This window comes from Lentzea sp. NBRC 102530 (assembly GCF_030269365.1).
Taxonomy (GTDB): domain Bacteria; phylum Actinomycetota; class Actinomycetes; order Mycobacteriales; family Pseudonocardiaceae; genus Lentzea.
This window is the reverse complement of sequence record NZ_BSTF01000005.1, coordinates 539,820-565,638: the sequence shown is the minus strand read 5'-3', so window position 1 is coordinate 565,638 and position 25,819 is coordinate 539,820. Positions and strand designations below refer to the sequence as shown.

Genomic DNA, 25,819 nt, shown 5'->3' with positions numbered 1-25,819 from the left:
GCGTTCGTCCTGAGCCAGGATCAAACTCTCCAATAAGGATTGTGTTTGATCGCTCCAGACGGAATATGTCTGGCAATCTGGTATTACTCTCAAAGGAATACCCCGACGAGGGGTATTCATATTACTGGCTGTGTTTCGGCACGCTGTTGAGTTCTCAAAGAACACGCGCTCATCATCACGACCCGCCGCATGGCGACCCGATCCGAGGCTGTGTCATACGTAAGCTTGTGTTTGAAACTTCCGACGCCCTTGGCCTCTGAGCTCAGACGAGCTACCGGCTGGGTCTTCATCGTTTCGCGGTCACCCACTCTACCACAGTCCGTGGAAGCTTGGTTCGTGACCTGTGTCGCGCTCCGTTCCGGTGTTCCCGGCCCGTTCCTCGCTGACATGGAGAAAGTTACACGCACGCCAACTGAGGGTCAAATCGGGGGCATCCCGGCCACCTGCGATCCAGAAACCGCAGGTCAGCAGCCCCGTACAGGACCTTGCGACCACGCTATCGCAGCCCAAACCGGTGCACACTGTGACCGCGATCACACCCAGAAAGATCGAAGGCCGCCGGTCCGACACCGGACCGACGGCCTTCAAAACGGTGAAACCGCAGGTCAGACCTGCACTTCGACGCTCGCGTTGTTGCGCTTGCCGCGACGGAGCACCAGCCACTTGCCGTGCAGCAGGTCCGACGACGCCGGCTTCCACTCCTCGTCGGTCACCTTCGCGTTGTTCACGTAGGCACCGCCCTCGTTGACCGTCCGCCGCGCGGCGCCCCGGCTCTCGGCCAGGCCCGACGCGATCAGCAGGTCGACGATCGTGGGCTCGTCCGCGAGACGGGCCGTGCCCTTGGGCGCCTCGGCCAGCGCGGCCTGGAGCACCGGCTCGTCGAGGTCGCGCAGCTCGCCGCGGCCGAACAGCGCCGACGACGCGAGCACGACCTGCTGCGTCGCGCGTTCGCCGTGGACCAGGTCGGTGAACTCCTGCGCGAGACGCTTCTGCGCGGCCCGCTGGTGCGGTGCCTCCGCGGTCTGCTTCTCCAGCTCGTCCAGTTCCTCACGCGTGAGGAACGTGAACAGGCGCAGGTAGTTCAGGACCGTGACGTCGTCGACGTTCACGAAGTACTGGTACCAGGCGTACGGCGAGGTCATCTCCGGGTCGAGCCACACGCTGCCGCCGCCGGTGGACTTGCCGAACTTGCGGCCCTCGGCGTCGGTGACCAGCGGCGCGGTCAGGGCGTGCACGTGCTTGCCCTCGACCCGGCGGATCAGGTCGACACCACCGACGATGTTGCCCCACTGGTCCGAGCCGCCGACCTGCAGCGCGGTGCCGTACTTGCGGTTGAGCTGCAAGTAGTCGTTCGACTGCAAGAGCAGGTAGCTGAACTCGGTGTACGACATGCCGTCGCCTTCGAGGCGGCGCTTCACCGTCTCCCGCGACAGCATGACGTTGATCGAGAAGTGCTTGCCCACGTCGCGCAGGAACTCGAGGGCGCTGACCTGGCCGGTCCAGTTGAGGTTGTTCTCGACGATCGCGCCGGTGGGCGAGTCGTCGAAGTCGACGAACCGCTCCAGCTGGCCACGGATGCGCTCGGCCCACTCGGCGACGGTGTCGAGCGAGTTGAGGGTGCGCTCCCCGGTGTCGCGCGGGTCGCCGATCATGCCCGTCGCGCCGCCCGCCATCACGATCGGCCGGTGGCCGGCGCGCTGGAAGCGGCGGAGCATGAGCAACGGGACCATGTTGCCCGCGTGCAGCGACTGCGCCGTCGGGTCGAACCCGCAATAGAGGGTGAGCGGGCCGGCGTCCAGGTCCTTCCGGAGTGCGTCGAGGTCGGTGGACGTCGCGATCAGGCCGCGCCAGGCAAGTTCGTCAAGGATGTGCTCGCTCACGTCCCTTATTGTCGCCTACCAGGTCCAACAGGTTTCGACCTGGTGTGTGTACGGGTACGCACGAGGGCATGACGGATCCACGTGATGCGGAGTTACGGCGGCCCACTGAACGCCTGCCGCGCGTGAACGAACCACACATGCCTCGTGTGAACGAGCCGGTGGTCGAAGAGGTCGTCGAGCGCGACGACGACTACCGCAGGGTGCGGACGGTGCGGACCGTCTGCGCGATCATCGACATCGTCTGCTGGACGTTCGCCATCGTGCTGTTGGTGCACATCTTCCTGGTCATCGCGGGTGCGAACGCAGGTAACGGGTTCTTCCAGTTCGTCGCGGGCTGGGCGGATGGCATCACCCTGGGTCTCGACGGCCTGTTCACCCCTGACAACGCCTCCGTGGCTACGCTTCTGAACGAGGGCTTGGCCGCGCTCTTGTGGTTGGTCATCGGTGCGTTGCTGACGAACCTCATCACGCGGGTCGCACTGCCGTCGGGTCACCGGCGTGCCTGGTACCGCAGGACGGTGACCCGCTAGGACAATGGCGGGGTGGCCGAGTACGAGTTCGACGTCGCCCCGTCGTTCGCGGAGGAGGATCGGGAGCGTGTGCTCCCGATCGTCCAATGCCTGAAGGAACTCGGCGTCAACGTCTACTACGACGAAGACCAGCTCGTCGCGCGTTGGGGCATCGACCTGATCGAGCACATCACGGAGACGCTGACCGACAAGGTCCGTTACGTGCTGATGTTCGTCTCCCGGCACTACGTCGAGCACGACTGGGCGCGGCACGAACGCCGTGTGGTGCAGGCGAGGGCGTTGGCGCAGCAGAACGAGTACGTGCTGCCCGTCAAGCTCGACGACACCGAGGTGCCCGGCTTGCTGCCGACCACCGGCTTCCTCAACCTGCACGACCACAGCCCCGAGCAGATCGCCCGCGCCGTCACGCAGAAGCTCGCGCAGCACCGCGCGGAGTTCGACGCCAGGGCTCCGCTGACCCCGGAGTCGGTGGCCGCGCTGGCCAGGGAGAAACCGCACGGCTGGGAGTACCTGCTCTACGCAACCGTTGTGGCACAAGGACTTGAGTCGTTGCAGCAGAAGTACCGCGAGCACTTCCTGCGCTACTCCCCGCGCAACGGTGTGGTCGAGCACGGCAGCGGCCTCGACCTGATCCGCGACCGCAACGTGCTGCTGAGCGAGATAATCGCGGTCGCGGTGGACTCGGTGTTCACGCCCTCGACGCAGGAGGCGGCGTTCGGCAGGCCGGGCGATCCGGCCGACGCCGACCGGATCGTGCACCTGGGCGGGCTGTTCGTGCGGACGTTCGACGAAATCCTCGACTGGGCCCGCGAGATCCACGGCACCAGCTACGCCGATGCGCACGCACGGGCGGCAGCGCGCGTACAGGCGCGGTTCGCCGACCGTCAGCTCAAGGCGATGCACAAGGTCGCACGGGATTTGCGGGAGGTGGCCGACACGGTGGTCGAACGGCGGACGGTCGGCGAGGTCATCGAGGTGACGGTGCAGCTGGTGTTCGAGGTGGAACCGGCGCTGGAGCGGGAGTTCAAGGCCGCGCTGGAGAAGCTGTCCCTCTGAACCGGACAGAACGCCCGGGGTGCGGGAGTACGAGTTCGACGTCGCGCCGTCGTTCGCCGGGGAGAATCGAGCCCATGTGCTGCCCGTGGTGCGACGGCTCCAGGAACTCGGCGTCAGCGTGTTCTACGACGAGGACCACCTCGCCGAGTTGTGGGGCGTGAACCTGGTCGAGCGCCTATTTGAGGCCTACGGCAAGAAGGTCCGGTACGTCCTGTTGTTCGCTTCCAAGCACTACGTAGCGAGGAAGCGGACGAAAGTTGAGCGGGAGACGACCGTGGCCCACCCGGGCCTGCGCAGACACGCCGCAGGACTGGCCGCACCTGCGGTCGTCCCCGACCTGAACTGAGACGACACGATCCCGGCGATGCGCCGGGTGGCCAACGTGCTGGAGGAGCGCAGCTTCTCGGGCAATGGCTCACCGCTCGTGCTCGATCTTCCGCTTGAGACCGATCAAGACCTCCACACAGAGTTCAGTGAGACGATCCTGGAGGTCAGGCGGCGCCGGTAGGCCGCTTCTTCCCGCCGCGTTTGTAGGTCGACACGGCCGGGGAGTCGATCCAGAACCGCCACGGCACGTCCATCGCCACGGCGACGCCCACGCGCGGTCCGGAGTGCACGACCGTGGCCGGTTCATCTGCTGCGTAGAGACGCACGGGCGACGAAGGTGACGTCAGCTCGAGGCCGTTCTGCGAGCGGTCCAACCCAAGGACCTTGCACAGCCGTGCGGGTCCCTTGGCCAGTTCGGCGGCCGAACGCGATGCGGGACGTCGAGAGAAGGCGATGTCCTCGCCGGAAACCACTTCCCCCGCGCGCAACAGCACGGCACCGGGCACACCGTCGGTCAGCGTCACGACATTGGCGCAGAAGTGCATGCCGTAGACGAAGTAGACGTACAGGAACCCGGGCGGTCCGAACATCACCTCGTTGCGCGGGGTCTTGCCGCGGTAGCAGTGCGACGCCGGGTCGTCGCCGCCCCGGTACGCCTCCACCTCGACGATGCGCACGCGCACACCGCCCGCTTCGAGGTGCGAACCGAGGAGGAGCCGGGACGCGTCGACCGGGTCGACGGCCAGCTCCTCCTTGGTCAGCAGCCTAGAACTCACGTGCGGCAGCGGCCTTCCCCACCAGGGCGTCGAGCTGCTCGCGCACGCGCGCGGGTGCTGTGCCGCCGTGCGCGTCACGCGACGCGATCGAGCCCTCGACGGTGAGCACCGAACGGACGTCCGGCGTCAGCGAAGGCGAGATCTCGGCGAACTCCTCGTCGGTCAGCTCCTCCAGGCCGACGCCGCGGGACTCGGCGGCGCGCACGCACGCGCCGGCTGCCTCGTGGGCCACGCGGAACGGAACTCCCTGGCGCACCAGCCACTCCGCGATGTCGGTGGCCAGCGTGAAACCGGCCGGAGCCAGCGACGCCATGCGCTCGGTGTCGAACTTCAACGTCGCCACCATGCCCGCGAACGCCGGCAGCAGGAGTTCGAGCTGCTCGACCGAGTCGAACAGCGGCTCCTTGTCCTCCTGCAGGTCGCGGTTGTAGGCCAGCGGCTGGGCCTTCAGCGTCGCGAGCAGTCCGGCGAGGTTGCCGATCAGGCGGCCCGACTTGCCGCGCGCGAGTTCGGCGACGTCCGGGTTCTTCTTCTGCGGCATGATCGAGCTGCCGGTCGACCACGCGTCGTCGAGCACCGCGAAGCGGAACTCGGCGGTGGTCCAGATGATGATCTCCTCGGCGATTCGCGACAGGTTCACGCTGACCATGGCCAGCACGAACGAGATCTCGGCGGCGAAATCGCGCGAGGCGGTGCCGTCGATCGAGTTCTCGACCGGCGCGTAGAAGCCCAGGTCCGCGGCCACCTTCGCCGGGTCGAGGCCCAGCGACGAACCGGCCAGGGCGCCCGAGCCGTACGGGGAGAACGCGGCGCGCTTGTCCCAGTCGTGCAGGCGGTCGACGTCGCGCAGCAGCGCGTGCGCGTGTGCCAGGAGGTGGTGCGAGAGCAGCACGGGCTGGGCGGACTGCAGGTGCGTGCGGCCCGGCATCACGGCGCCGAAGTGCGTCTCGGACTGGGCGGCCAGCGCGTCCACGACGTCCAGCACACCGGCGGCCACGCGGCGGGCGGCGTCGCGCAGCCACATCCGGAACAGCGTCGCCACCTGGTCGTTGCGCGAACGGCCCGCGCGCAGCTTGCCGCCGAGCTCGGTGCCGGCGCGGTCGATCAGGCCCCGCTCCAGCGCCGTGTGGACGTCCTCGTCCTCCAGCACCGGGGTGAACGCGCCGGACTCGACGTCGGCGAGCAGTTCGTCGAGCGCCTTCTGCATGCCCGCGAGCTCGTCGTCGGTCAGCAAACCCGCCGCGTGCAGCACACGGGCGTGCGCGCGCGAGCCCGCGATGTCGTACGGCGCGAGCCGCCAGTCGAAGTGCGTCGACAGCGACAACCGCGCCATGGCCTCGGCCGGTCCCGACTCGAACCGGCCACCCCACAAAGAACTCATCAGACGCAACTTTCAGCTAGCGAAGTCGTACAGCGATTCTTCCGAACGGGCCCTCAGCCCCACGACGCGCCCCTCGGACAACGCGACGTCGACCTCGCCGAACCCGGACGGCAAGGCCATTCGTGCCACGCGCAGCGCGACCGAGCCCAGACTGGACTTGACCACGCCGGCGCGGAAGTTGAGCTCGCGGACCGCCTCGGCGACGGACACCGTCTCGCCGTCCACCGCCACGACCACGCCCCCGTCGAACGTCACGACGGCGTGCACGGGGTCATTCATCGACGTCGCCCGACGCGAGTGCGGTGATCCGGTCGGCGAGCTCGGCCCCGGTCATCGGTTCGCGCGCCACGACCAGGATCGTGTCGTCGCCGGCGATCGTGCCGACGACCTCGTGCAACGCCGCGCGGTCCAGCGCCGAGGCCAGGAACTGCGCCGCGCCGGGAGGAGTGCGCAGCACCGCGAGGTTGCCGGAGTGGTCCGTCGAGACCAGCAACTCCCCCAGCACCCTGACCAGGCGCGTGGTGCCGCCCTGGACCCCGCGCACCGGACTGCCGTCCTCGGGGATCACGTAGATCGGCGCACCGCCGTCAGGTCCGCGCAGCTTGACCGCGCCGAGCTCGTCCAGGTCGCGTGACAACGTGGCCTGTGTGACGTCGATGCCTTCCGCCGCGAGCAGTTTCGCGAGCTCGGACTGGCTGCGCACGGCCTGATGCGACACCATCTCGACGATGCGCCCCTGACGGGCGGTGCGAGTCATGCCGACTGCTCCAGCAACCACACGAGCAACGCCTTCTGCGCGTGCAACCGGTTCTCCGCTTCCTGCCACACGAGCGACTGCGGTCCGTCGAGCACGTCGTCGGTGATCTCCCAGCCGCGGTGCGCGGGCAGGCAGTGCAGCACCGTCGAGTCCGGCTTCCCGGTCGCCGCCAGCAGCGCGGCGTTCACCTGGTACGGGCGGAACGGGCCGACGCGGTCCTTGCCGTCGTTCTCCTGCCCCATCGACGTCCAGGTGTCGGTGACCAGCACGTCCGAGCCGTCGACCGACTCCTGCGGGTCGCTGATCAGCGCCACCGAACCGCCGGTCTCGGCGGCGCGCTTCTTCGCGTCCTCCAAGATCTGCGGATTCGGCACGAACCCGGCCGGTGCGCCGATGCGGACGTGCATACCTGCCGTGGCGCCGCCCAGCAGCAGCGAGTGCGACATGTTGTTGGCGCCGTCGCCCAGGTACGTCAGGGTCAGACCGGCCAACCGGCCGTAACGGCGGCGGATCGTCTGCAGGTCCGCGAGCACCTGGCACGGGTGGAACTCGTCGGTCAGCGCGTTCACGACGGGGATGCGCGACACGGACGCCATGGCCTCCATGCGGGCCTGCGCGAACGTCCGCCACACCACCGCGTCCACGTACCCGGACAGGATCCGCGAGGTGTCCTCGATGGTCTCCTCGCGGCCCAGCTGCATCGACCGGCCGTCGATGATCACCGGGTTGCCGCCGAGCTGGGCGATGCCGACCTCGAACGACAGGCGCGTGCGCGTCGAGTTCTTCTCGAAGATCACGGCGACGGACTTGGGGCCCGCCAACGGCTTCGCGGTGAACCGGTCCGACTTGTACACGTCGGCCAGGTCCAGGACGGCCGCCTGCTCCTCGGTCGTCAGGTCGTCGTCGCGCAGGAAGTGCCTCAACGTCACTGCGTCTCCTCGAAGAAGGTGGGGAGCGCGGCGACGAAGGCCTGCGCGTCGGAGGTCTCCAGCACGAGCGGCGGGGCGAGCCGCAGCACGTCCGGCTGGATCGGGTTGATCAGGTAACCGGCCTTCTGCGCGGCCGCCGCGGCCTTCGCCGAGACCGCCTCGCGCAGCATGATGCCGAGCAGCAGGCCGGCTCCCCGGACCCCGGTGATCGCGGGGTGATGCAGCGCCTCGACGCCGGCGGCGATCTCCTTGCCCACGGCCGAGACGTGCTCCAGCAGGCCTTCCGAGGCGATGGTGTCGATCACGGCGAGACCGGCCGCGCAGCACACCGGGTTGCCGCCGTAGGTGGTGCCGTGGTGGCCGGGCTTGAACAGGTCGGCGGCCGCGCCGAACCCGATGGTGGCGCCCAGGGGAAGTCCGCCGCCGATGCCCTTGGCCAGCGTCATGACGTCCGGCACGATGCCGGCCTGCTGGAACGCGAACCACGTGCCGGTGCGGCCGATGCCGGTCTGCACCTCGTCGAGGATGAACAGCGCGCCGTGCTCGGCGGTGATCCGGCGGGCCTCCTGCAGGTAGCCGGCGGGCGGCACCATGACGCCCTGCTCACCCTGGATCGGCTCGACGATGAACGCCGCGGTGTCGTCGTCGATCGCCGCCTCCAGCGCCGCGACGTCACCGAACGGGACGTGCTCGACGCCGGGCACCAGCGGTTCGAACGGCGCGCGCTTCGGCTGCTGGCCGGTGAGCGTCAACGCGCCCATCGTGCGGCCGTGGAACCCGCCGAGTGTGGAGACGATCTTCGTGCGGCCGGTGAGGCGCGCCATCTTGAGCGCGGCCTCGTTGGCCTCGGCGCCGGAGTTGCAGAAGAAGACCTTGCCCGGCTCGCCCGCGAGGTCGAGCAGGCGTTCGGCAAGCATCAGCGCGGGCTCGTTGACGTACAGGTTGCCGGTGTGGCCGAGCTTCGCGATCTGCGTCGAGACGGCCTCGACGATCGCCGGGTGCGCGTGGCCCAGGGCGTTGACCGCGAGTCCGGTCAGCAGGTCCACGTACCGGTTGCCGTCGGCGTCCCAGACGTGTGCGCCCTCACCGCGTTCGAGCTGCAACGCCGGTGTGCCGTAGTTGTCCATCATGGACTGTTGCCAGCGGGTGGTCATTTGTTGTCCCCCAACACCATCGTCCCCACACCTTCCGAGGTGAAGACTTCGAGCAGAACGCTGTGGGCCAGCCTGCCGTCGATCACGTGCGCCTGCGGGACGCCGCCGCGCACCGCGCGCAGGCAGGCCTCCATCTTCGGCACCATGCCGCTCTCCAGGTCCGGCAGGATCTTCTCCAGCTCGGAGGCGTGGATCTGGTCCACCAGCGACGACTTGTCGGGCCAGTTCGAGTACAGACCCTCGACGTCCGTGAGCACGACGAGCTTCTCCGCGCCCAACGCCACGGCCAGCGCACCCGCCGCCGTGTCCGCGTTCACGTTGTGCGGCACGCCGTGCACGTCCGGCGCCACCGACGACACAACCGGGATACGACCCGCACGGACGATGTCGAGCACCGCGTCCGGGTTCACCTCGGTGATGTCGCCGACGAGGCCGATGTCGACCTCCTCGCCGTCCACGACCGCGCCGCGGCGGGTCGCCGTGAACAGGTGCGCGTCCTCGCCGGAGATGCCGACGGCGTACGGGCCGTGCTGGTTGATCAGGCCGACGAGCTCACGCCCGACCTGGCCGACCAGGACCATCCGCACGACGTCCATGGCCTCGGGCGTGGTGACGCGCAGGCCGCCGCGGAACTCGCTGTGGATGCCGAGCCTGTCGAGCATCGACTTGATCTGCGGGCCGCCGCCGTGCACGACGACCGGGCGCAGGCCGCACAGCCGCAGGAACACCATGTCCTCGGCGAACGCTTTCTTCAGCTCGTCGTCGACCATGGCGTTGCCGCCGTACTTGACGACGACCAGCGCGCCGCGGAAGCGTTCCAGCCACGGCAGCGCTTCGACGAGGACCGCAGCCTTTTCTTGTGCGTTCATGACGAGTACGCGCTGTTCTCTTCGACGTAGTCGTGCGACAGGTCCGTGGTGAGCACGGTGGCTTCGGCCTCGCCGACGTTGAGGTCGATGACGATCTCGATGTCGCGGCCGGAGAGGTCGGCCTCGGAGCGGTCGCGGTCACGGGTTCCGTTGCGGTAGAGCGACACTCCGTTGATCAGGATCTGCAGGACGTCCGGGTCGATCTCGGCGTCCGCGCGGCCGAGCGCCATCGCGATCCGGCCCCAGTTGGGGTCGCTGCCGAAGAGCGCCGTCTTCACCAGGTTGTCCTCGGCGACGGTCCGTCCGATGTGGACGGCCTCGGCCTCGGTGGCGGCCTGCCTGACGGTGATGCTGACCTCCTTGGTCACGCCCTCGGCGTCCCCCTGCAGCTGCTTGACCAGGTCACCCGCGACCTCGGTCAGCAACGCCACGAAGTCGTCGAACGACGGCTCGACGTTCGAGGCACCGGACGCCAGCACCAGCACGGTGTCGTTGGTCGAGGTGCCGCCGTCGACGTCGAGGCGGTCGAACGTGCGCGACACGGCCTGCCGCAACGCGCTGTCGAGCTGGTCGCCGGAGATCTTGGCGTCGGTGGTGATCACCGACAGCATCGTGGCCATGTTCGGGGCGAGCATGCCCGCGCCCTTCACGAACCCGCCGACCGACCAGCCCTGCTCGGAGGCCTTCCAGGACTGCTTGGGACGGCTGTCCGTGGTCATCACGCCGGTCGCGGCGTTCAGCCCGGCCTCGACGGTCGAGTCGAGTTCCTTCGCGACGTTCTCGACGCCGGTGAGGACCTTGTCCATCGGCAGGCGCTCACCGATCAGGCCGGTGGAGCAGACCGCGACGTCGACCGCGCCGGTGCCGAGCACCTCGGCGACCTTCTCGGCGGTGGTGTGGGTGTCCTGGAAGCCCTCGGGACCGGTGCACGCGTTGGCGCCGCCGGAGTTGAGCACGACCGCGCGCAGTCGTCGCGACTGGATCACCTGCTGCGACCACAGCACCGGCGCGGCCTTCACCTTGTTCGTGGTGAAGACACCCGCGGCGGCGTCGGACGGCCCGTCGTTCACGACGAGCGTCAGATCGAGTGCACCGGATTCCTTGATCCCGGCGGCGATTCCGGCAGCGCGGAACCCCTGGGGTCCGGTGACGCCCTTGTTGCGGTTCACGGAGCGACTCCAACGGTCGAGAGGCCGGTCGTTTCCGGCAGTCCGAGAGCGAGGTTCATGCACTGGACAGCGGCACCGGCGGTGCCCTTGGCCAGGTTGTCGACGGCGGCCACGACCACGAGCCGGCCGAGGTCGGCGTCGACGGTGACTTGCAGCTGGACGGCGTTCGAACCGAGCACGGCGTTCGTCGTCGGCCAGAGTCCTTCGGGCAGCAGGTGCACGAACGGCTCGTCCGCGTACGCCTTCTCGTAGGCCTCGCGAACGTTTGCGGAGGCGTCCTTCAACTGAGCCGTGCAGGTCGCGAGGATGCCCCGGGACATCGGCGCGAGCACCGGCGTGAAGCTGACGCTGATCGGCCGGCCGGCCGCCGCGGAGAGGTTCTGCTTGATCTCGGGCGTGTGCCGGTGCGCGCCGCCGACGCCGTACGCGCTGGCGGACCCCATGACCTCGGACCCGAGCAGGTTCGTCTTCAGCGACTTGCCGGCGCCGGACGTGCCGGACACGGCCACGACGACGACCTCGTCCTCGATCAGGCCGACGGCCGGGGCGAGCGCCAGCGAGGAGACGGTCGGGTAGCAGCCGGGGACGGCGACGCGGCGGGCGCCGACGAGCGCGTCCCGCCCGTTGGGAAGCTCCGGAAGCCCGTACGGCCAGGTGCCCGCGTGCTCTCCCCCGTACCAGCGCGTCCAGTCATCGGCGCTGGTCAGCCGGTGGTCGGCGCCGCAGTCGATCACGATCGTGTCGTCGCCGAGTTGCTCGGCGAGTGCTGCTGAGTGACCGTGGGGTAGTGCGAGGAACACCACGTCGTGGCCCTTGAGGGTCTCGACTGTGGTGTCTTGTAGTTCGCGGTCGGCGAGCGGCAGGAGGTGCGGCTGGTGCTGGAGCAGCTTGTCACCGGCGCTGCTGTTGGCGGTCAGCGCGCCGATCTCGACGTCCGGGTGGCCCAGTAGCAGGCGGAGCAGCTCGCCACCCGCGTACCCGCTGGCGCCCGCGACCGCGATCCTCACTGTCATACGCATGATTATGCACGTTCATGCAAACTCACTCAACAGCCGTCTGGGAGCAGCGGCCCACAAACACCGCGAGTTCGCGCCGATCGTCCGGCCTCCCCTTCGGGTCAACCGCCGAAGGCGATTCGGGCCGAAGCGGAGGCCGGACGACCGGCTTCCCGGCGAACTCGCCGCCGCCTGCGGAGCAGCGGCCCACAAACACCGCGAGTTCGCGCCGATCGTCCGGCCTCCCCTTCGGGTCAACCGCCGCAGGCGATTCGGGCCGAAGCGGAGACCGGACGACCGGCTCCCCGGCGAACTCGCCGCCGTCTGCGGAGCAGCGGCCGACAAACACAGCCACCTGGCCACCCGATCGGGCCACCTGGCGCTGTGGGTCGCCGGCGCGGGTCGGCGATGATGATCGGCGTGAACGTGAAGGTGCGCGACGGGCTGTGGGCGGCCGCTGCCTTCCTGCTCGCGCTGGTGACGCTGGTGGCTCCGCTCGGCAGGCCCGTCGAACCGTGGCTGATCGTGCTGTCGGCGGTCTGGGCCGCCGCGCTGGTGCCGGTCAGCGCGCGTTGGCCGCTGTGGGCGATCGTGCTCACCGGTCCCCTCAACGGCGTGAACAACCTGCTCGCGATCGCCCCGACGTCGCTCGTGGTGTTTCGTGCGGGCCGGTCGATCCGGTCGCAGGCGCAGCTCTGGGCGTCGCTCGGGGTCACGGCGGTGCTCCAGGCCGGGTTCGGCGGCCTGCACTCCTGGCGGGCGGGCGACAGCCTGACCGAGTACCTGCTCGGAACGGCCTTCTCCGTGCTGTTCCTGCTGGTCTTCCCGGCGGTCGCGGGGGCGCTCGTCGGGCGGCGCAAGCCGTTGACGCAGGTCCTGATGGAGCGCAACGACTACCTGGAACACGCGCGCGCGTTGACCGCGAGCACCGCGAGGTCGGACACGCGCGCGCACATCGCCAGCGAGATGCACGACATGCTCAGCCACCGGCTCCGGCAGCTCACCGCACACGCGGGCGCGTTGGAGCGGTCCGCCGCCGAACAGGCCCCGGAACTGCGCGAACAGGTCGAGCTGATCCGCAAGACGTCCGCCGTCGCGATGGAGGAACTCCAGGAGATCCTCGGCGTGCTCGGCACGATCGAAGCCAGCGAGGACGCCGGTACGCGCGCTGACGTCGAACGGCTCGTGGCGGCGTCCACAGCAGCAGGCGTCACCGTCCACCTGGAGTGGTCCGGTGACGACCTGGCCAACGCCGACGCACGACTGCGCAGAGCGGTGCATCGGGTCGTGCGCGAAGCACTCACGAACGTGCACAAGCACGCCCCGACGGCACGCACGCGCGTGGCGGTGAGCGTCGCCGAACGGGTGCGCGTCGAGATCGTCAACGGTCCGAGCAGCTCACCCCGGGGCGGCGGCACCCGGCGCGGGCTCATCGGGCTGGAGGAACGCGTCGAGCTGATCGGCGGCCGGTTCCTCGCCGGGATGCCCGCGACCGGCGGGTTCCGGGTCGCGGCCGACCTGCCCCTGCACCCGGTCGTGCCGGAGGAGGCCGGCGCGGCGGGCACCGTGACGGAGGCGCCGCCGCCGATCACCGCCGAGATCCTGACCGTGCCGCGGGTGGTCGGCAGCGGCTGCCTCGCGACGCTGTCGGTGATCCCGGCGCTCGGCACGGTGTTCGTGCTGCTGATCGTCGCGGTGTTCAGCCGCGCAGAGATGAGCCGCCAGGAGTTCGACGCCGCGCAGGTCGCGGTCACGCACGAGCAGGAGATCACCGAGACGCACGGGTTCGGGGTGCCGTCGGGCAACTCCGGCTGCTACCGCTACCACGTGCGCGACTCCGGCGACCTCGACTTCGAGCTGTGCTTCGACCGGGACTCGGGCCGGATGACCACGAAGAGGGAGCTGGCCCGATGAGGTTCGTGTGGCCGTCGCTGGCGTTCCTGGTCAGCCTGGTGCCGTTGATCGCGCCGCTCGCCCCCGTCCCCCACCCGGCGATGACCGTCGCGTCGGCGTTGTGGATCGCCGCGCTCGTGTGGCTCGCCCCGCGCAGACCGGAGTGGGCGCTGCTGCTGACCGCGCCGCTGTTCGCCGTGAACAACCTGTGGGCGCAGGCCGTCACGGTGTTCGTGGTCTTCACGGCGTGCCGGCGGGTGCCGCGCCTCGGCAGGCTGTGGGCGCTGCTCGGGATCATGGTCCTGCTGCAGACCGCGTTCAACCAGTTCCAGGAGAGCTACCGGAGCATGCCGCTCTGGGAGTCGCTGGCGGGCGCGTTCGTCGGGTCGGTGTTCTTCGTGCTGTTCCCGGCCGTGTCGGGGATGCTGCTCGGCCGGCGCAGGCCGATGGTCCGGTTGCTGCAGGAGCGCAACGAGTACCTGGAACGGGCACGCGCGCTCACCGCCGCGTCGGCTCGTTCGGAGGAGCGCTCGCACATCGCGGGCGAGATGCACGACATGCTCGGGCACCGGCTCAGCCTGATCTCGATCCACGCGGGCGCGCTGGAGCTCACGACCGCCAGCAAGGCTCCCCAGCTGCACGAACAGGCCGAGCTGATCCGCACGACGTCGTCCCTCGCGATGGCGGAGCTGCGGGAGATCCTCGGGGTGCTGCGAACCAACCCCGAGCCCGAGTCGCTCGACGAGGACACCGGCACCCGGTCCGACATCGCGGACCTCGTCGACTCCTCCGGCCTCGCCGTGTCGCTGGACTGGTCCGGTGAGGACCTGCACGGTGCGGACCCGCGCACGCGCCGTGCGGTGCATCGCGTCGTACGTGAGGCGTTGACCAACGTGCAGAAGCACGCCCCACAGGCCCGCACTCGGGTGCAGGTCACCGTGCAGGCCGGACGGGTGCGCCTGCAGGTCCTCAACGGTCCGTCGGCGGCGGGCACCGGGCAGGGCGCGCGTCGTGGCCTGATCGGTCTGGAGGAACGCGTCGGCCTGCTCGGCGGGTCGTTCAGCGCGGGCCCCCCGGTCGAGGGCGGGTTCCGGGTGGCGGCCGACATGCCGACGCACCCCGTTTCGCAGTCCCCGGCCGGTGCCGAGGTCGCGGAGGTGCCCCCGCCGCTGGCCGCCGAGGTCCTCACGGTGCCGCGGGTGCTGGGCGGCGGGTGCCTCGGCCTGCTGGCGCTGCTGCCGATCGCGGGCGCGCTGATCGTGTTGCTGCTCTTCGCGTTGTTCAACCCGACGCAGATGAACGCGCCGTACTTCGACTCGTTGAAGGTGGGTGTCACGGAGGAGGGCGAGATCTACGAGCAGTTCGGCGTCGGGCAGCTCGGGGTGGACGGCTGCTCGCGGTTCCAGACGTCGCACAACGCCGACCTGATCTACAAGCTGTGCTTCCGCGACGGTGTTCTGTCCTCGAAGGAGCAGGAACGCCCGTAATGTGCTCGTCGTGATCCGAGTTCTCATCGCCGACGACGAAACGCTCATGCGCGCCGGCATCCGGCTGATCCTGGAGAACGACCCCGAGATCACCGTGGTGGCCGAGGCGAGCGACGGCAGGCAGGCCGTCGAGCTGACCCTGAAGCACACGATCGACGTGGCGTTGCTCGACATCCGCATGCCCGGCGGCGACGGGCTGAAGGCGGCCGAGCAGATCGCGTCCCGCGCCAACGTCGTCATGCTCACGACGTTCGGTGAGGACTCCTACGTGGCGCAGGCGCTGAAGGTCGGCGCGACCGGGTTCCTGCTGAAGGACACGCCACCGCAGGAGCTGATCACCGCCGTGCGCAAGGCTGCCGCGGGCGAACCGATCCTGGCACCGCAGATCACCAAGCGCCTCATCGAGAGGCACCTGACCGCGCCGAACGACGGGTCGGACGCGCGCCGCAAGATCGACGCGCTGACCGAGACCGAACGGGCCGTGCTCAAGCTGGTCGGCGAAGGGCTGTCCAACACCGAGATCGGCGAACAGCTCTTCATGGCGACCGGCACGGTGAAGGCGCACATCAGCCGGATCCTGCCCAAGCTGGAGGTCGCCAACCGCGTGCAGGCCGCCATCGTCGCGCACGACGCGGGCCTGACCCGGTCGTGATCAGCGGGTCGTGAAGCGCTCCAGGGCACGGATCTTGTTCGTGGCGTCGAGCGCCGCGATCTTGTACGCCTCGGACAGCGTCGGGTAGTTGAAGACCGTGTCGACCAGGTAGTCGACCGTGCCGCCGCAGCCCATCACGGCCTGGCCGATGTGCACGAGGTCCGTGGCGCCGGTGCCGAAGACGTGCACGCCCAGGATCTTGCGGTCCACTGTGGACACGAGCAGCTTCAGCATGCCGTACGCGTCGCCGACGATCTGGCCGCGCGCGAGTTCGCGGTAGCGGGAGATGCCCACCTCGTAAGGGATCGCGGACGAGGTGAGCTCGGTTTCCGTCGCGCCGCAGTAGGAGATCTCCGGGATCGTGTAGATGCCGATGGGCTGCAACGCCGTCAGGTCGTGCACCGGCTCGCCGAACGCGTGGTAGGCCGCGAGCCTGCCCTGGTCCATCGACGTGGCGGCGAGCGCCGGGAAGCCGATCACGTCGCCGACGGCGTAGATGTGCTCGACCGGCGTGCGGTAGTGCTCGTCGACCGAGAGGCGGCCGCGGTTGTCGGCTTCGAGGCCGGCGGCGGCGAGGTCGAGCTTCTCGGTGGTGCCCTGGCGGCCCGCCGAGTACATGACGGCGGCGGCCGGGATGCGCTTGCCGGACGCGAGGGTGGTGACCGTGCCGCCGTCGGACACCTGCACGTTCACGACCTTCTCGCCGAAGCGGAACGTGACGGCCTGGTCGCGCAGGTGGAACTTGAGCGACTCGACGATCTCGGGGTCGCAGAAGTCGAGCATCTTCTCGCGCTGCTCCACGACCGTGACGCGGGTGCCGAGCGCGGCGAACATGGACGCGTACTCGATGCCGATCACCCCGGCGCCGACCACGACCAGCGACGACGGGATCTCGGTGAGCGCGAAGACCTCGTCGGAGTCGAGGATCCGCTCCTCGTCGAAGTCCACCCCGGACGGACGCGCGGGCGTCGTACCGGTCGCGATCACGACGTACTCGCCGGTGATCGTCGTGTGGTCGCCGCGGTGGGCGCCGTCGACGGCGATGGTGTGCTTGTCGAGGAAGCGGCCGAAGCCGTTGAGCAGGTCGACGCCGTTGCGGTGCAGCTGCGCGCGGACGACCTGGACCTCGCGGCCGATGACGTGCTGGGTGCGGGCCATCAGGTCGGTGATCGTGATGTCCTGCTTGACGCGGTAGCTGGCGCCGTACAACTCGCGCTGGCTCATGCCCGTCAGGAACATGACGGCCTCGCGCAGCGTCTTCGACGGGATCGTGCCCGTGTTGGTGCAGACGCCGCCGATCATGTCCTGCTTGTCGATGATCGCCACGCGCTTGCCCAGTTTCGCACCCGCGATCGCCGCCTTCTGGCCGCCAGGACCAGAGCCGATGACGATCAGGTCGTAGTCGTACGACGTCATGGTCGACAGCCTACGTCGGAGAAAGCGATTCCACGGGTGAAAGAAATGAACAGTCGTGATCAGCGAACGCCGGTGCCGCTGCGGAACGGCAGCAGGTCGAGCAACCGGCCGGCCGCGCGGTAGTCGGCGACCCGGTCGGCGAACGGCCGTTGCACGATCTTGTGCACCGCGTCGCGGGTCAGCCGCTCGTAGGCGGGGATGGTGTCCTTGCTGAGGAAGTCCCAGCGGGCCGTGCGGTCGGCGTAGTTGAACGCGGGCAGCGGGCCGCCGAAGAGCGGCCGGTACTGCGCGGGGGTCTTGCCCCCCGGCACGGGCATCGGTCCGGCGACCGTGATCGCGTACGTGACCATCTCGCCGGGCGGGAGTAACCGGCCGCGCATGCGGTCGAACTGGTCGGGGATCACGAGGTTCTGCTCGCGCGAGGAGAACTCCATGACCGCGCTCGCCGGGTCCTCCCACGCCTTCGTGGTGCCGGCGTCGATGATGCCCGCGTCGCGCATCTCCTGGACGGCCTCGATCCCGCCGTGCAGGTAGGCGGCGTGCATCGCGCCCAGGTCCATGAAGATGTGCTTCTGCATGGACATCAGCATCGTGGCGAACCAGCGCAGCTCCGGGATCGAACCGAGGTCGAGCATGCCGGCGGCGAACGCGGGCGCGCCGATGTTCGCGAACCCCATCCACCGCAACGTGTCCGGGTGCGTGAGGTAGAGGCGCGCGTAGAAGTCGTAGACGGCGAAGATCACCGCGCGGTTGGACTCGGCGGAGCGCTGCGGGTCCCAGTCGGCCAGGTCGACGCCGGCGTCCTCGGCCGCGCGGAGCACCCAGTAGTGCCACAGCAGCGCCTTGAACCGCACGGGCGAGAGGCCACGCGCGCGGTAGCCGGCCAGGGCGTGCTCGATCGAGGCACGGTCGGTCGGCAGATCGGGGTGCACGCCACCCCGCTGCTCTCCGTTTCCGTTCACCAGCGGCAGGTCCAGGTAATCCACCGTGTCCGCTTTGGTAGCACCCATGCTGCCGAGCACGAGCGCCGCCACGACCATGAGCACGCGCATGAACGCGAACTGTATATGGGTGTGGCACCCGTTTTGTTCACAGAAGCCCCCAGTCAAGTGATGTTTTGCGGGTTCGTTAGCACTTTCGGTACCGATGGGGCCATAAATCTCAACTGGGCTACTCCTAATGCCTATACCGTTTGGGCGTGACCCTTAAGGTTTCCTTGATCGACGCGGTTCGAGCGGGACTCGAGGAGCTCGCTGATCCGGTGAAGGCGCCGGAGATGCAGGCGTACATGAAGTCCGACATGCCGTTCCTGGGTGTGCAGAAACCGGGACGCGTGGCGTTGCTGAAGTCGTTGCCGCGGTTGCACGACCGGGACGAGTGGCTGGACGCCGTGCAGACGTTGTGGCGTGAGGCCACCTACCGCGAGGAACGCTACGTCGCGCTCTCGTTGAGCGGCGACAAGCGTTTCCAGTCCGTCGACCTGCTGCCGTGGTTCGACGAGATGGTCGTGACCGGCGCTTGGTGGGACTACGTGGACGAGATCGCGTCCAAGCGCGTGGGCCCGCTGCTGCGGTCGGCACCGGACGTGGTGCGGCCGTTGATGCTCCAGTGGTCCGTCGACGCGGACAAGTGGCGGCGGCGCACCTCAGTGATCTGTCAGCTCGGTTTCAAGGGCGCGACTGACGTGGAATTGCTCACCGCGTGTGTCGACGCCAACGCGGACGATCCGGACTTCTTCCTGCGCAAGGGGATCGGGTGGGCGTTGCGCGAGTTCGGGAAGACCGAACCGGGCTGGGTGCGCGCGTTCGTGGAGTCGCGGCCGGGGCTGTCACCGTTGTCACGTCGCGAGGCCTTGAAACACCTTTAGCGTCGGTACACATGAGAGGGAAACATGTCAGTCTCGAACTGTTGCCGGTTGATCACGCTGAGCAATTGTTCGAGGTCACCCGCGATCCGGACATCTGGACGTGGTCGCTGAGCGGTCAGCCCTCTTCTGTCGGCGAGGTGCGCGAATAGATCGCCGCTTCGATGTCCTCGCGTGAGGCGTTCGCACAGATCGAGGTCGCTACGGGCCGTGTGGTGGGCACGACGTCGTCCGCTGGCAACTGGCGATCGAGAAGCTGGGCGCTCAGCGGGACGGCGTGCTGCGCGCACACGTCACACGGCCTGATGGAACGCAACGGGACACGGTCGTCTACTCGATGGTCGCCGACGAGTGGCCGGCGGCACGGGAAGCGCCGGCTAACCGTGCTTCGCGCGGCCCGAGTAGGTGAGCGGGAAGACCAGCTCGGCGCACTCGGCCGGAACGTCCTTCGCGACCTCGACCTTCATGGTGACCTCGACCGCTCCTCCGGCGGGGATCTCCACGATGTCGGTGAGCGGCACGACGGACAGCACCCCTGCCGGGCACCCCTCGACGCGCTGCTGGGTGGCGTCCAGCGGCTGACCGGGCACCGCGGACAGGCTCTCGACGATGATGGCGACGGGGTTGGGATTCGACAGCCGCACCTTGCGCTCCCCCACCGCGCCGGGCGTGAGTTCGACGGCCGCGCCGGAGATGTCGTTGATCTCGAACGGCTTGAGCTGCTGCATCCCGGACTCGCCGCTGCTCACGGAGTACGCCATCGCCGGCAGCTGCTGTTCGGGCCACGTCAGGTGCATGGCCGCCACGACAGCCGCGCCGACCATGAGGATCGTCAACGACACGGCGACCTCGAGGCGCGGACCCAGACTACGCATGGCGCAACTCTCCAGAGTTGTTGCTCCAGGCGGTGGGTTCGCCTCTAGCTCCCCACCGGACCGGCGACCAACTCGCCCGGTGGTTCATCGCTTCGCCCCTCGGCCCTAGCGGGCCGCGTCGCCAATCTTGGAGAAGCTTCACGTACTGCGCAAGCGTCCGACGGGCGCCGATTTCCCCTTGTAATGAAGGACCTTTGGCACCTTGACAGCTACGCAGGGCTACCACCTGCTGGTTTGATCCCAAATCCCGGTGAACGGGACTCAGCCGATCGAGCGAACTTTCATGGGCAATTTATCTGCGTGTAGCTCGTGACCCAGTTGCCGACGGTCGCTTGGACTCGTACGCGGTCGCGCACGGCGGGCACGTTGTACGTCAGGGCGGTGGTCGTCGCGCTCCGGTTGAAGTCGGCACCGGCTCCGCCTCCCTGTTGCCACAATACTGTGTACATAGAGGCGCCCGGCACCGCGTCCCACTTGACGACCGTCGGGTTGCCCTGCGCGCACGACGTGATCACCACCGGCTGGACCGTGCCCGCCTTGGCCTTCGCCGTACCGGGTGCCGACGTCTGCCAGGCCGCCGAGGCGGGCTGCGCCGCGAGCAGGAACAACACCGCCGCCGCGATCACCGGGCGCTTCACGCGCCGGTCCCGCTCGCGATCGTGACGACCACCGGCACGTCGATGACCGCGCCCTGGCAGGTGTTCGGGGCGCTCAACGCCATCGCCACGCTGAACGTGATCGCGACCGGCGCGCTGTTCGCCGCGAGCTGGGTGCCGGGGAACCGCTCGGCGAACGTGACGCCGCACGTGGGGGTGCCGGTCGGCGCGATGGACGTGATCGTCACCGGGTACGGGTTGGGGTTGGACACGTTCACGACCGCGTCGCCCGTGCCGCCGGGGTAGAGGGTTCCGGTGACGACCGCGCCGCCGGTCACCACCGGAGCCTGTGCGGTACCGGCCTTGGTGGTCGCGGCACCCGTTCCGGAGCTCGTCCACGCCGCGTAGGCGACGCCCGAGCCGAGCACCGCCGTGGCGACCGCGAAGACGATGACGCCTCCGCGGACGTACCGCCGGCGGACGAGTTCCCTGAAGCTGATCATGGCTTGATCGCCGTTCCCGAGTAGGTGAGGGGGAAGGTGAGGTTCTTGCAGGCGTCCGGCGCGGCGGCCGTCATCCGGACGGTCAGCGGCACGTCGGCGGAGCTGTTCCTGGCGACGACGAGCGGTGCCGCCAGAGGAGCGACGGTCACGGCGTTCGCCGGGCAGTTCGGGGAGGGCCTGCCGACCGAGGTGTCCAGCCGGGTGACCTTGATGTCCTGGTTGTTGGGGTTGGTGACCCGCACCTTGCGGGTCACCGTCCCACCGGGGACCAACCCCGTCGCTGTGCCGGCGTCCGCGATCGTGAAGGCCTTGCCGGGGCTGTCCGCCGCGCTGCTGACCGGGGAGAGGACCAGCAGGGCGGCGAGCACGATCAGGGCGCGGCGCACGACTCAGGCTGCCGAGACGAGCGACGCGGTCAGCGGCAGCGAGAACGCCTTGCCCTGGCAGGCGTCGGAGGCGTCGGTCTTCATGGTGGCCTGGAGCACGTAGGTGCCGGACTCACCGGTGGCGATCGTGCCGGCCGGGTTGCTCACGGCGACGCTGGTGACGGTGGCCGCGGCGCACCCGCCGACCTCCTCCGACGCACCGGCGCTGATCGAGGTGACCTTGACCGGGTAGCCGTTCGGGTTGTTGATCGTGACCGAGAAGCTGACGGTCTTGCCGGGGTACAGGCCGCCCGCGCCGTCGACCGGGGTGATGGTCGAGTTGACGCTCGTCGTGGAGCCGACGGACCCGGACCCGGAGCCGGTGCTCGACCACGCCGCGTAGGCGACGCCGCCGCCGACGGCGAGGACTGCGACTGCTGCGATGACCGCGGTGCGCTTGCGCATGTTCGTTCTCCTGGGGGGTGGTGCTCGGTGGGACGGCACCAAGTCTGGAGAACGTTCAACCACTACACAGCGTGCACAAGACACCAGAAGAAGGACCCGCGCGGCACTGTTGTCAACCGGCATGGATCGGTTACACGCGTACGCGGACTAGAGGTCAGGGCGTTGATGACGCAGAAAGGCCCGGGATTCGCGAAGAATCCCGGGCCTCACCAAGAGTGACCGATCAGGCGCGGAGAGCCGCACCCAGACGTTCGCCGGCGGCGGCGACGGCGGCATCGCGGGCCGTGGTCGCCTCCTCCACGGTCAGCGTGCGGTCCGGTGCGCGGAAGCGCAAGGAGTACGCCAGCGACTTCTTGCCCTCGCCCAGTTGCTCGCCCGTGTAGACGTCGAACAGGCGGAGGTCCTCGAGCAGGTCGCCCGCGGACGCGCCGAGCACCTCGGACACCGACTGCACCGGCACCGAGTCGTCCACGACCAGGGCCACGTCCAGCAGGACCGGCGGGTAGGCCGAGACCACCGGGGCCGGGCGGTGGTCGTCGAGCGGCAGCGCGTCGAGGTCGAGCTCGAACGCCACGGTGCGCTTGGGCAGGCCCAGTGCCTCGACCACCTTCGGGTGCAGCTCGCCCGCGTGGCCGACGGGCCAGTCGCCCACGCGCAGCTCGGCGCAGCGGCCGGGGTGCCACGGGAGCAGGTCCGACGCCACGACGCGCAACGTCACGCCGTACGCGGCACCGACGCGGCGGGCGGCCTCGACGGCGTCCGACCAGGTGGCGATCCGGCCCTTGCCCCACCAGCCCGCACGCTCGCGGTGACCGGTGAGCACACCCGCCACGTGCAGCGGCTGGTGCGGCAGCGAGGCCAGCAGCGAGGCCAACTCGGCCTCGGTCGGGCGGCGGTCCACGCCCAGCGACGGCACGGGAACCTGCTGCGCGCGCGGCAACGTCACCTGGGCGACGTTGTAGAGCGCGACGTCCTTCGCGCCCCGGGCGAGGTTGCGCTGGAGGGTCTCCAGCAGCCCCGGCAGCAGGGTCGTCGCGAGGACGTTCTTGTCGGCCTCGAGCGGGTTGAGCACGCCGACGGTGTTGCGGCGGATGTCGTCGGCGGCGAGCCCGAACGCGTCGAACACCGACGGGTCGATGAACGGGAACGGCTTGACCTCGACGAACCCGTCCTCGGCCAGCGTGCGCCACACGGTGCGGCGACGGCGCTGCTGCTCGGTCAGGCCGCGACCGGCGGGTGCGGGCGGCAGCACGGACGGGATCGTGTCGTAGCCCTCCAGCCGCAGCACCTCCTCCACCAGGTCGGCGGGCTGCACGAGGTCCGCGCGCCACGTCGGGGGCACGGCCGTGACGATCGTCTGGCCCTCCTCCGAGGTGGTCACGGAGACCTGGCAGCCGATCTGGCCGAGACGGCGGGCCGTCACGCCGCGGGCGTAGCGGACACCGGCGATGCGGTCCGGCAGGTCGATCGGCATCGACACGGCCTCGGGCAGCGCGGGCACGCCCACGTCGGTGCGGCCCGGCTTGATGGAGCCCTCGGCGTAGTGGTTGAGCAGCTTCGCGGCCCGCTCCAGCGCGACGGGCGCGAGGGCCGGGTCGACGGTCCGCTCGAAGCGCTTCGCGGCCTCGGACGGCAGCTTGTGCCGGCGGACCGTGCGCGCGATGGACGCCGGGTCCCAGTTCGCGGCCTCCAGCAGGATGTCCGAGGAGTTGTCCTGGACCTCCGTCGAGGCACCGCCCATGACGCCCGCGAGTGAAACGACCCCGGAGTCGTCGGCGATGACGATGTCGTCGACGTCCAACGCGCGCACCGAGTCGTCGAGCGTCGTGAGCTTCTCGCCCACGAGCGCCCGGCGGACGGTCAACGGGCCGGACAGGGAGGAGGCGTCGAACGCGTGCAGCGGCTGACCCAGTTCGAGCATCACGTAGTTCGTGACGTCGACCGGCAACGAGATCGAGCGCATGCCCGCGAGCATCAGGCGGCGGCGCATCCACCACGGCGTCGGCGCCGTCGGGTCGACCCCTGTGACGCGGCGCGCGACGAAGCGCGAGCAGCCGTCGCGGTCCTCGATGTGGACGGGCCACGCCTCGCCCTCGGGCTCCGGGATCTCCGCGAGGCCGGGGTCGCCGAACGGGACCTCGAGCGCGCACGCGATCTCGCGGGCGAGGCCGCGCACCGAGAACGCGTAGCCGCGGTCCGGCGTCGGCGCGAGCTCGATGACGGTGTCGTTCAGGCCGAGCAGCTCCATCGCGTCGTCGCCGGGCTGCGCGGTGCCGGTGGGCAGCACGAGGATGCCAGAGTGGTCGTCACCGATGCCGAGCTCGTCGGCGGCGCAGAGCATGCCCTGCGACACGCGGCCGTAGGTCTTGCGCTCGGCGATCGAGAACCCGCCGGGCAGCACGGCGCCGGGCAGCGCGACGACGACCGAGTCGCCCTCGACGAAGTTCGTGGCACCGCAGATGATCTGGTTGACCTGCTCGGGGCCGACCTCGACCTTGCAGTAGCGGATCGGCTTCTTGAACTCGGTGAGCTCCTCGATCTCGACGACGCGACCGGCGACGATCGGGCCGGTCACGGGACCGAGCGGGCTCACCTCCTCGACCTCGATGCCGATGCGGGTGAACGCCTCGGCGAGCTCGTCGGGCGTGGGGACTTCGTCGAAACCGAGGTGTTCGACCAGCCAGCTGACCGGGACTCGCATCCGGATCAGGCCTCCGTTCCGAAAGGCTGGGTGAAGCGGACGTCGCCCTCGACCATGTCGCGCATGTCCGGCAGGCCGTTGCGGAACTGCAGCGTGCGCTCCAGGCCCATGCCGAACGCGAAGCCCGAGTAGACGTCCGGGTCGACGCCGCAGGCGCGCAGGACGTTGGGGTTGACCATGCCGCAGCCGCCCCACTCGACCCAGCCCGCGCCGCCCTTCTTCTCCGGGAACCACACGTCGACCTCGGCCGACGGCTCGGTGAAGGGGAAGAAGCTGGGGCGCAGGCGGGTCTTCGAGTCCTCGCCGAACATCGAGCGCGCGAACGCGTCGAGCGTGCCCTTGAGGTGCCCCATCGTCAGGCCCTTGTCGACCGCGAGGCCCTCGACCTGGTGGAACACCGGGGTGTGCGTGGCGTCGAGCTCGTCCGTGCGGAAGGTGCGGCCGGGGCACACGACATAGACCGGCAGGTCGCGGTCGAGCAGCGTGCGGGCCTGCACGGGCGAGGTGTGCGTGCGCAGCACGAGCTGCGAGTCGCCGGGCGCGATGTAGAAGGTGTCCTGCATCGAGCGCGCCGGGTGGTCCTTGCCGAAGTTCAACGCGTCGAAGTTGAACCACTCGGTCTCGAGCTCGGGGCCTTCGGCGATCTCGTAGCCCATGGCCACGAAGACGTCACCGATGCGCTCGGCGAGCGTGGTGATCGGGTGGCGCGCGCCGCGCGGGAAGCGGTCCCACGGCAGCGTGACGTCGACGGACTCCTCGCGCAGCACCCGCTCGTCGCGTTCGACCTGGAGCACGGCGAAGCGCTCGTCGAACGCGGTCCTGATCGCGGACTGCGCCTCGTTCACCCGCTTGCCCGCCTCGGCCTTGGCCTTGGGCGGGAGGGCACCGATCTCGCGGCGGGCCAGCAGCACGGGCGACCGGTCGCCGAGGTGGCCGGGCTTGACCGCGGCCAGCGCCTCCAGGTCGGTCGCTCCGGCGAACGCCTCGCGCGCCTTCTGCACGGCCGCGTCGAGGTTCTCGGCCGACAGCGCCGCGACCTGCTTCGGGTCGTACGGGTCGTTGGCTCCGGACATGGTTGAAGGACAGCTCCCGTCACGGACTTGGTAATGAACAGACCGATCCTAGTCGGTGCCGTGTTGACCGCTCTGGGCGCTTCCGTTAAAGAGCGGCATCAGGGCC

General features: G+C 69.3%; 27 protein-coding genes. 8 read left to right on the top strand and 19 right to left on the bottom strand.

Annotation, left to right across the window (positions count from 1 at the left end; all coding sequences use genetic code 11):
* Positions 1-605: 605 nt before the first annotated feature.
* Positions 606-1,880 carry a tyrosine--tRNA ligase gene (gene tyrS / locus QSK25_RS17080; RefSeq protein ID WP_285639368.1) on the bottom strand — a complete coding sequence of 425 codons (1,275 nt, stop codon included), beginning with the start codon at positions 1,878-1,880 and terminating at the stop codon, positions 606-608.
* A 137-nt stretch (positions 1,881-2,017) separates the two neighbouring features.
* On the opposite strand from tyrS, the gene QSK25_RS17075 reads away from it, so the two are divergent.
* From QSK25_RS17075 to QSK25_RS17060, 4 genes are read left to right on the top strand one after another with little or no spacing between them, the layout of a single operon-like run.
* Positions 2,018-2,410, top strand: coding sequence for a hypothetical protein (locus QSK25_RS17075; protein ID WP_285639367.1), 393 nt, complete (start codon positions 2,018-2,020; stop codon positions 2,408-2,410).
* A gap of 12 nt (positions 2,411-2,422) precedes the next feature.
* Positions 2,423-3,466: a toll/interleukin-1 receptor domain-containing protein gene (locus QSK25_RS17070; RefSeq protein ID WP_285639366.1), complete on the top strand. Its 1,044-nt coding sequence runs from the start codon at positions 2,423-2,425 to the stop codon at positions 3,464-3,466.
* 19 nt (positions 3,467-3,485) lie between these two features.
* Positions 3,486-3,812 carry a TIR domain-containing protein gene (locus QSK25_RS17065; RefSeq protein ID WP_285639365.1) on the top strand — a complete coding sequence of 109 codons (327 nt, stop codon included), beginning with the start codon at positions 3,486-3,488 and terminating at the stop codon, positions 3,810-3,812.
* A gap of 18 nt (positions 3,813-3,830) precedes the next feature.
* A complete protein-coding gene (locus tag QSK25_RS17060) occupies positions 3,831-3,974 on the top strand; it encodes a hypothetical protein (protein ID WP_285639364.1) in 144 nt (47 codons plus the stop codon).
* Here the strand turns inward: QSK25_RS17060 and QSK25_RS17055 are convergent.
* From QSK25_RS17055 to argC, 9 genes are read right to left on the bottom strand one after another with little or no spacing between them, the layout of a single operon-like run.
* A complete protein-coding gene (locus QSK25_RS17055) occupies positions 3,958-4,569 on the bottom strand; it encodes a DNA-3-methyladenine glycosylase (RefSeq protein ID WP_285639363.1) in 612 nt (203 codons plus the stop codon). The genes QSK25_RS17060 and QSK25_RS17055 overlap by 17 nt on opposite strands.
* Positions 4,559-5,950 (bottom strand): argininosuccinate lyase, encoded by a 1,392-nt coding sequence (gene argH, locus QSK25_RS17050; RefSeq protein ID WP_285639362.1) that lies wholly within the window; start codon positions 5,948-5,950, stop codon positions 4,559-4,561. The genes QSK25_RS17055 and argH overlap by 11 nt, the downstream gene beginning before the upstream one ends.
* A gap of 12 nt (positions 5,951-5,962) precedes the next feature.
* A complete protein-coding gene (locus QSK25_RS45590; RefSeq protein ID WP_502881857.1) occupies positions 5,963-6,229 on the bottom strand; it encodes an argininosuccinate synthase in 267 nt (88 codons plus the stop codon).
* A complete protein-coding gene (locus QSK25_RS17040) occupies positions 6,222-6,707 on the bottom strand; it encodes an arginine repressor (RefSeq protein WP_285639361.1) in 486 nt (161 codons plus the stop codon). The genes QSK25_RS45590 and QSK25_RS17040 overlap by 8 nt, the downstream gene beginning before the upstream one ends.
* Positions 6,704-7,636 (bottom strand): ornithine carbamoyltransferase, encoded by a 933-nt coding sequence (gene argF, locus QSK25_RS17035; protein WP_285639360.1) that lies wholly within the window; start codon positions 7,634-7,636, stop codon positions 6,704-6,706. Before argF ends, QSK25_RS17040 begins: the two co-directional genes overlap by 4 nt.
* On the bottom strand, positions 7,633-8,790 hold the full coding sequence (locus QSK25_RS17030) for an acetylornithine transaminase (protein WP_285639358.1): 1,158 nt from the start codon (positions 8,788-8,790) through the stop codon (positions 7,633-7,635). The genes argF and QSK25_RS17030 overlap by 4 nt, the downstream gene beginning before the upstream one ends.
* A complete protein-coding gene (gene argB, locus QSK25_RS17025; protein ID WP_285639356.1) occupies positions 8,787-9,659 on the bottom strand; it encodes an acetylglutamate kinase in 873 nt (290 codons plus the stop codon). Before argB ends, QSK25_RS17030 begins: the two co-directional genes overlap by 4 nt.
* Positions 9,656-10,828: a bifunctional glutamate N-acetyltransferase/amino-acid acetyltransferase ArgJ gene (gene argJ, locus QSK25_RS17020; protein ID WP_285639354.1), complete on the bottom strand. Its 1,173-nt coding sequence runs from the start codon at positions 10,826-10,828 to the stop codon at positions 9,656-9,658. Before argJ ends, argB begins: the two co-directional genes overlap by 4 nt.
* The gene (gene argC, locus QSK25_RS17015) at positions 10,825-11,841 is read right to left on the bottom strand and encodes an N-acetyl-gamma-glutamyl-phosphate reductase (RefSeq protein ID WP_285639352.1); all 1,017 of its coding nucleotides are present in this window, start codon (positions 11,839-11,841) and stop codon (positions 10,825-10,827) included. Before argC ends, argJ begins: the two co-directional genes overlap by 4 nt.
* 402 nt (positions 11,842-12,243) lie before the next feature.
* On the opposite strand from argC, the gene QSK25_RS17010 reads away from it, so the two are divergent.
* Genes QSK25_RS17010 through QSK25_RS17000 form a run of 3 tightly spaced genes read left to right on the top strand, consistent with a single transcriptional unit; the run spans position 12,244 to position 15,855 of the window.
* The gene (locus QSK25_RS17010; protein ID WP_285639350.1) at positions 12,244-13,737 is read left to right on the top strand and encodes a sensor histidine kinase; all 1,494 of its coding nucleotides are present in this window, start codon (positions 12,244-12,246) and stop codon (positions 13,735-13,737) included.
* Positions 13,734-15,203, top strand: coding sequence for a sensor histidine kinase (locus QSK25_RS17005; protein ID WP_285639349.1), 1,470 nt, complete (start codon positions 13,734-13,736; stop codon positions 15,201-15,203). The genes QSK25_RS17010 and QSK25_RS17005 overlap by 4 nt, the downstream gene beginning before the upstream one ends.
* 10 nt (positions 15,204-15,213) lie before the next feature.
* Positions 15,214-15,855: a response regulator gene (locus QSK25_RS17000; protein WP_285639348.1), complete on the top strand. Its 642-nt coding sequence runs from the start codon at positions 15,214-15,216 to the stop codon at positions 15,853-15,855.
* On the opposite strand, the gene sthA is transcribed toward QSK25_RS17000, so the two are convergent.
* Both sthA and QSK25_RS16990 read right to left on the bottom strand, forming a co-directional pair.
* Complete coding sequence (gene sthA, locus QSK25_RS16995) at positions 15,856-17,271, bottom strand: Si-specific NAD(P)(+) transhydrogenase (RefSeq protein ID WP_285639347.1); 1,416 nt, start codon at positions 17,269-17,271, stop codon at positions 15,856-15,858.
* A 59-nt stretch (positions 17,272-17,330) separates the two neighbouring features.
* On the bottom strand, positions 17,331-18,323 hold the full coding sequence (locus tag QSK25_RS16990; protein ID WP_285639346.1) for a hypothetical protein: 993 nt from the start codon (positions 18,321-18,323) through the stop codon (positions 17,331-17,333).
* Between the two features lie 146 nt (positions 18,324-18,469).
* On the opposite strand from QSK25_RS16990, the gene QSK25_RS16985 reads away from it, so the two are divergent.
* Positions 18,470-19,138 (top strand): DNA alkylation repair protein, encoded by a 669-nt coding sequence (locus QSK25_RS16985; RefSeq protein ID WP_285639344.1) that lies wholly within the window; start codon positions 18,470-18,472, stop codon positions 19,136-19,138.
* A gap of 374 nt (positions 19,139-19,512) precedes the next feature.
* Here the strand turns inward: QSK25_RS16985 and QSK25_RS16975 are convergent, their stop codons facing one another.
* The 7 genes from QSK25_RS16975 to pheS all read right to left on the bottom strand — a co-directional run bounded on the left by QSK25_RS16975 (position 19,513) and on the right by pheS (position 25,713).
* The gene (locus QSK25_RS16975; RefSeq protein WP_285639343.1) at positions 19,513-20,010 is read right to left on the bottom strand and encodes a hypothetical protein; all 498 of its coding nucleotides are present in this window, start codon (positions 20,008-20,010) and stop codon (positions 19,513-19,515) included.
* Positions 20,011-20,291: 281 nt separating this feature from the next.
* Positions 20,292-20,648 carry a hypothetical protein gene (locus QSK25_RS16970; protein ID WP_285639342.1) on the bottom strand — a complete coding sequence of 119 codons (357 nt, stop codon included), beginning with the start codon at positions 20,646-20,648 and terminating at the stop codon, positions 20,292-20,294.
* Complete coding sequence (locus QSK25_RS16965; protein WP_285639340.1) at positions 20,645-21,109, bottom strand: hypothetical protein; 465 nt, start codon at positions 21,107-21,109, stop codon at positions 20,645-20,647. Before QSK25_RS16965 ends, QSK25_RS16970 begins: the two co-directional genes overlap by 4 nt.
* Complete coding sequence (locus QSK25_RS16960; RefSeq protein ID WP_285639338.1) at positions 21,106-21,495, bottom strand: hypothetical protein; 390 nt, start codon at positions 21,493-21,495, stop codon at positions 21,106-21,108. Before QSK25_RS16960 ends, QSK25_RS16965 begins: the two co-directional genes overlap by 4 nt.
* Before the next feature lie 3 nt (positions 21,496-21,498).
* The gene (locus QSK25_RS16955) at positions 21,499-21,939 is read right to left on the bottom strand and encodes a hypothetical protein (RefSeq protein WP_285639337.1); all 441 of its coding nucleotides are present in this window, start codon (positions 21,937-21,939) and stop codon (positions 21,499-21,501) included.
* Positions 21,940-22,162: 223 nt separating this feature from the next.
* Positions 22,163-24,640, bottom strand: coding sequence for a phenylalanine--tRNA ligase subunit beta (gene pheT / locus QSK25_RS16950; RefSeq protein ID WP_285639335.1), 2,478 nt, complete (start codon positions 24,638-24,640; stop codon positions 22,163-22,165).
* Between the two features lie 5 nt (positions 24,641-24,645).
* On the bottom strand, positions 24,646-25,713 hold the full coding sequence (pheS, locus tag QSK25_RS16945) for a phenylalanine--tRNA ligase subunit alpha (RefSeq protein WP_285639334.1): 1,068 nt from the start codon (positions 25,711-25,713) through the stop codon (positions 24,646-24,648).
* Positions 25,714-25,819 lie beyond the last annotated feature (106 nt).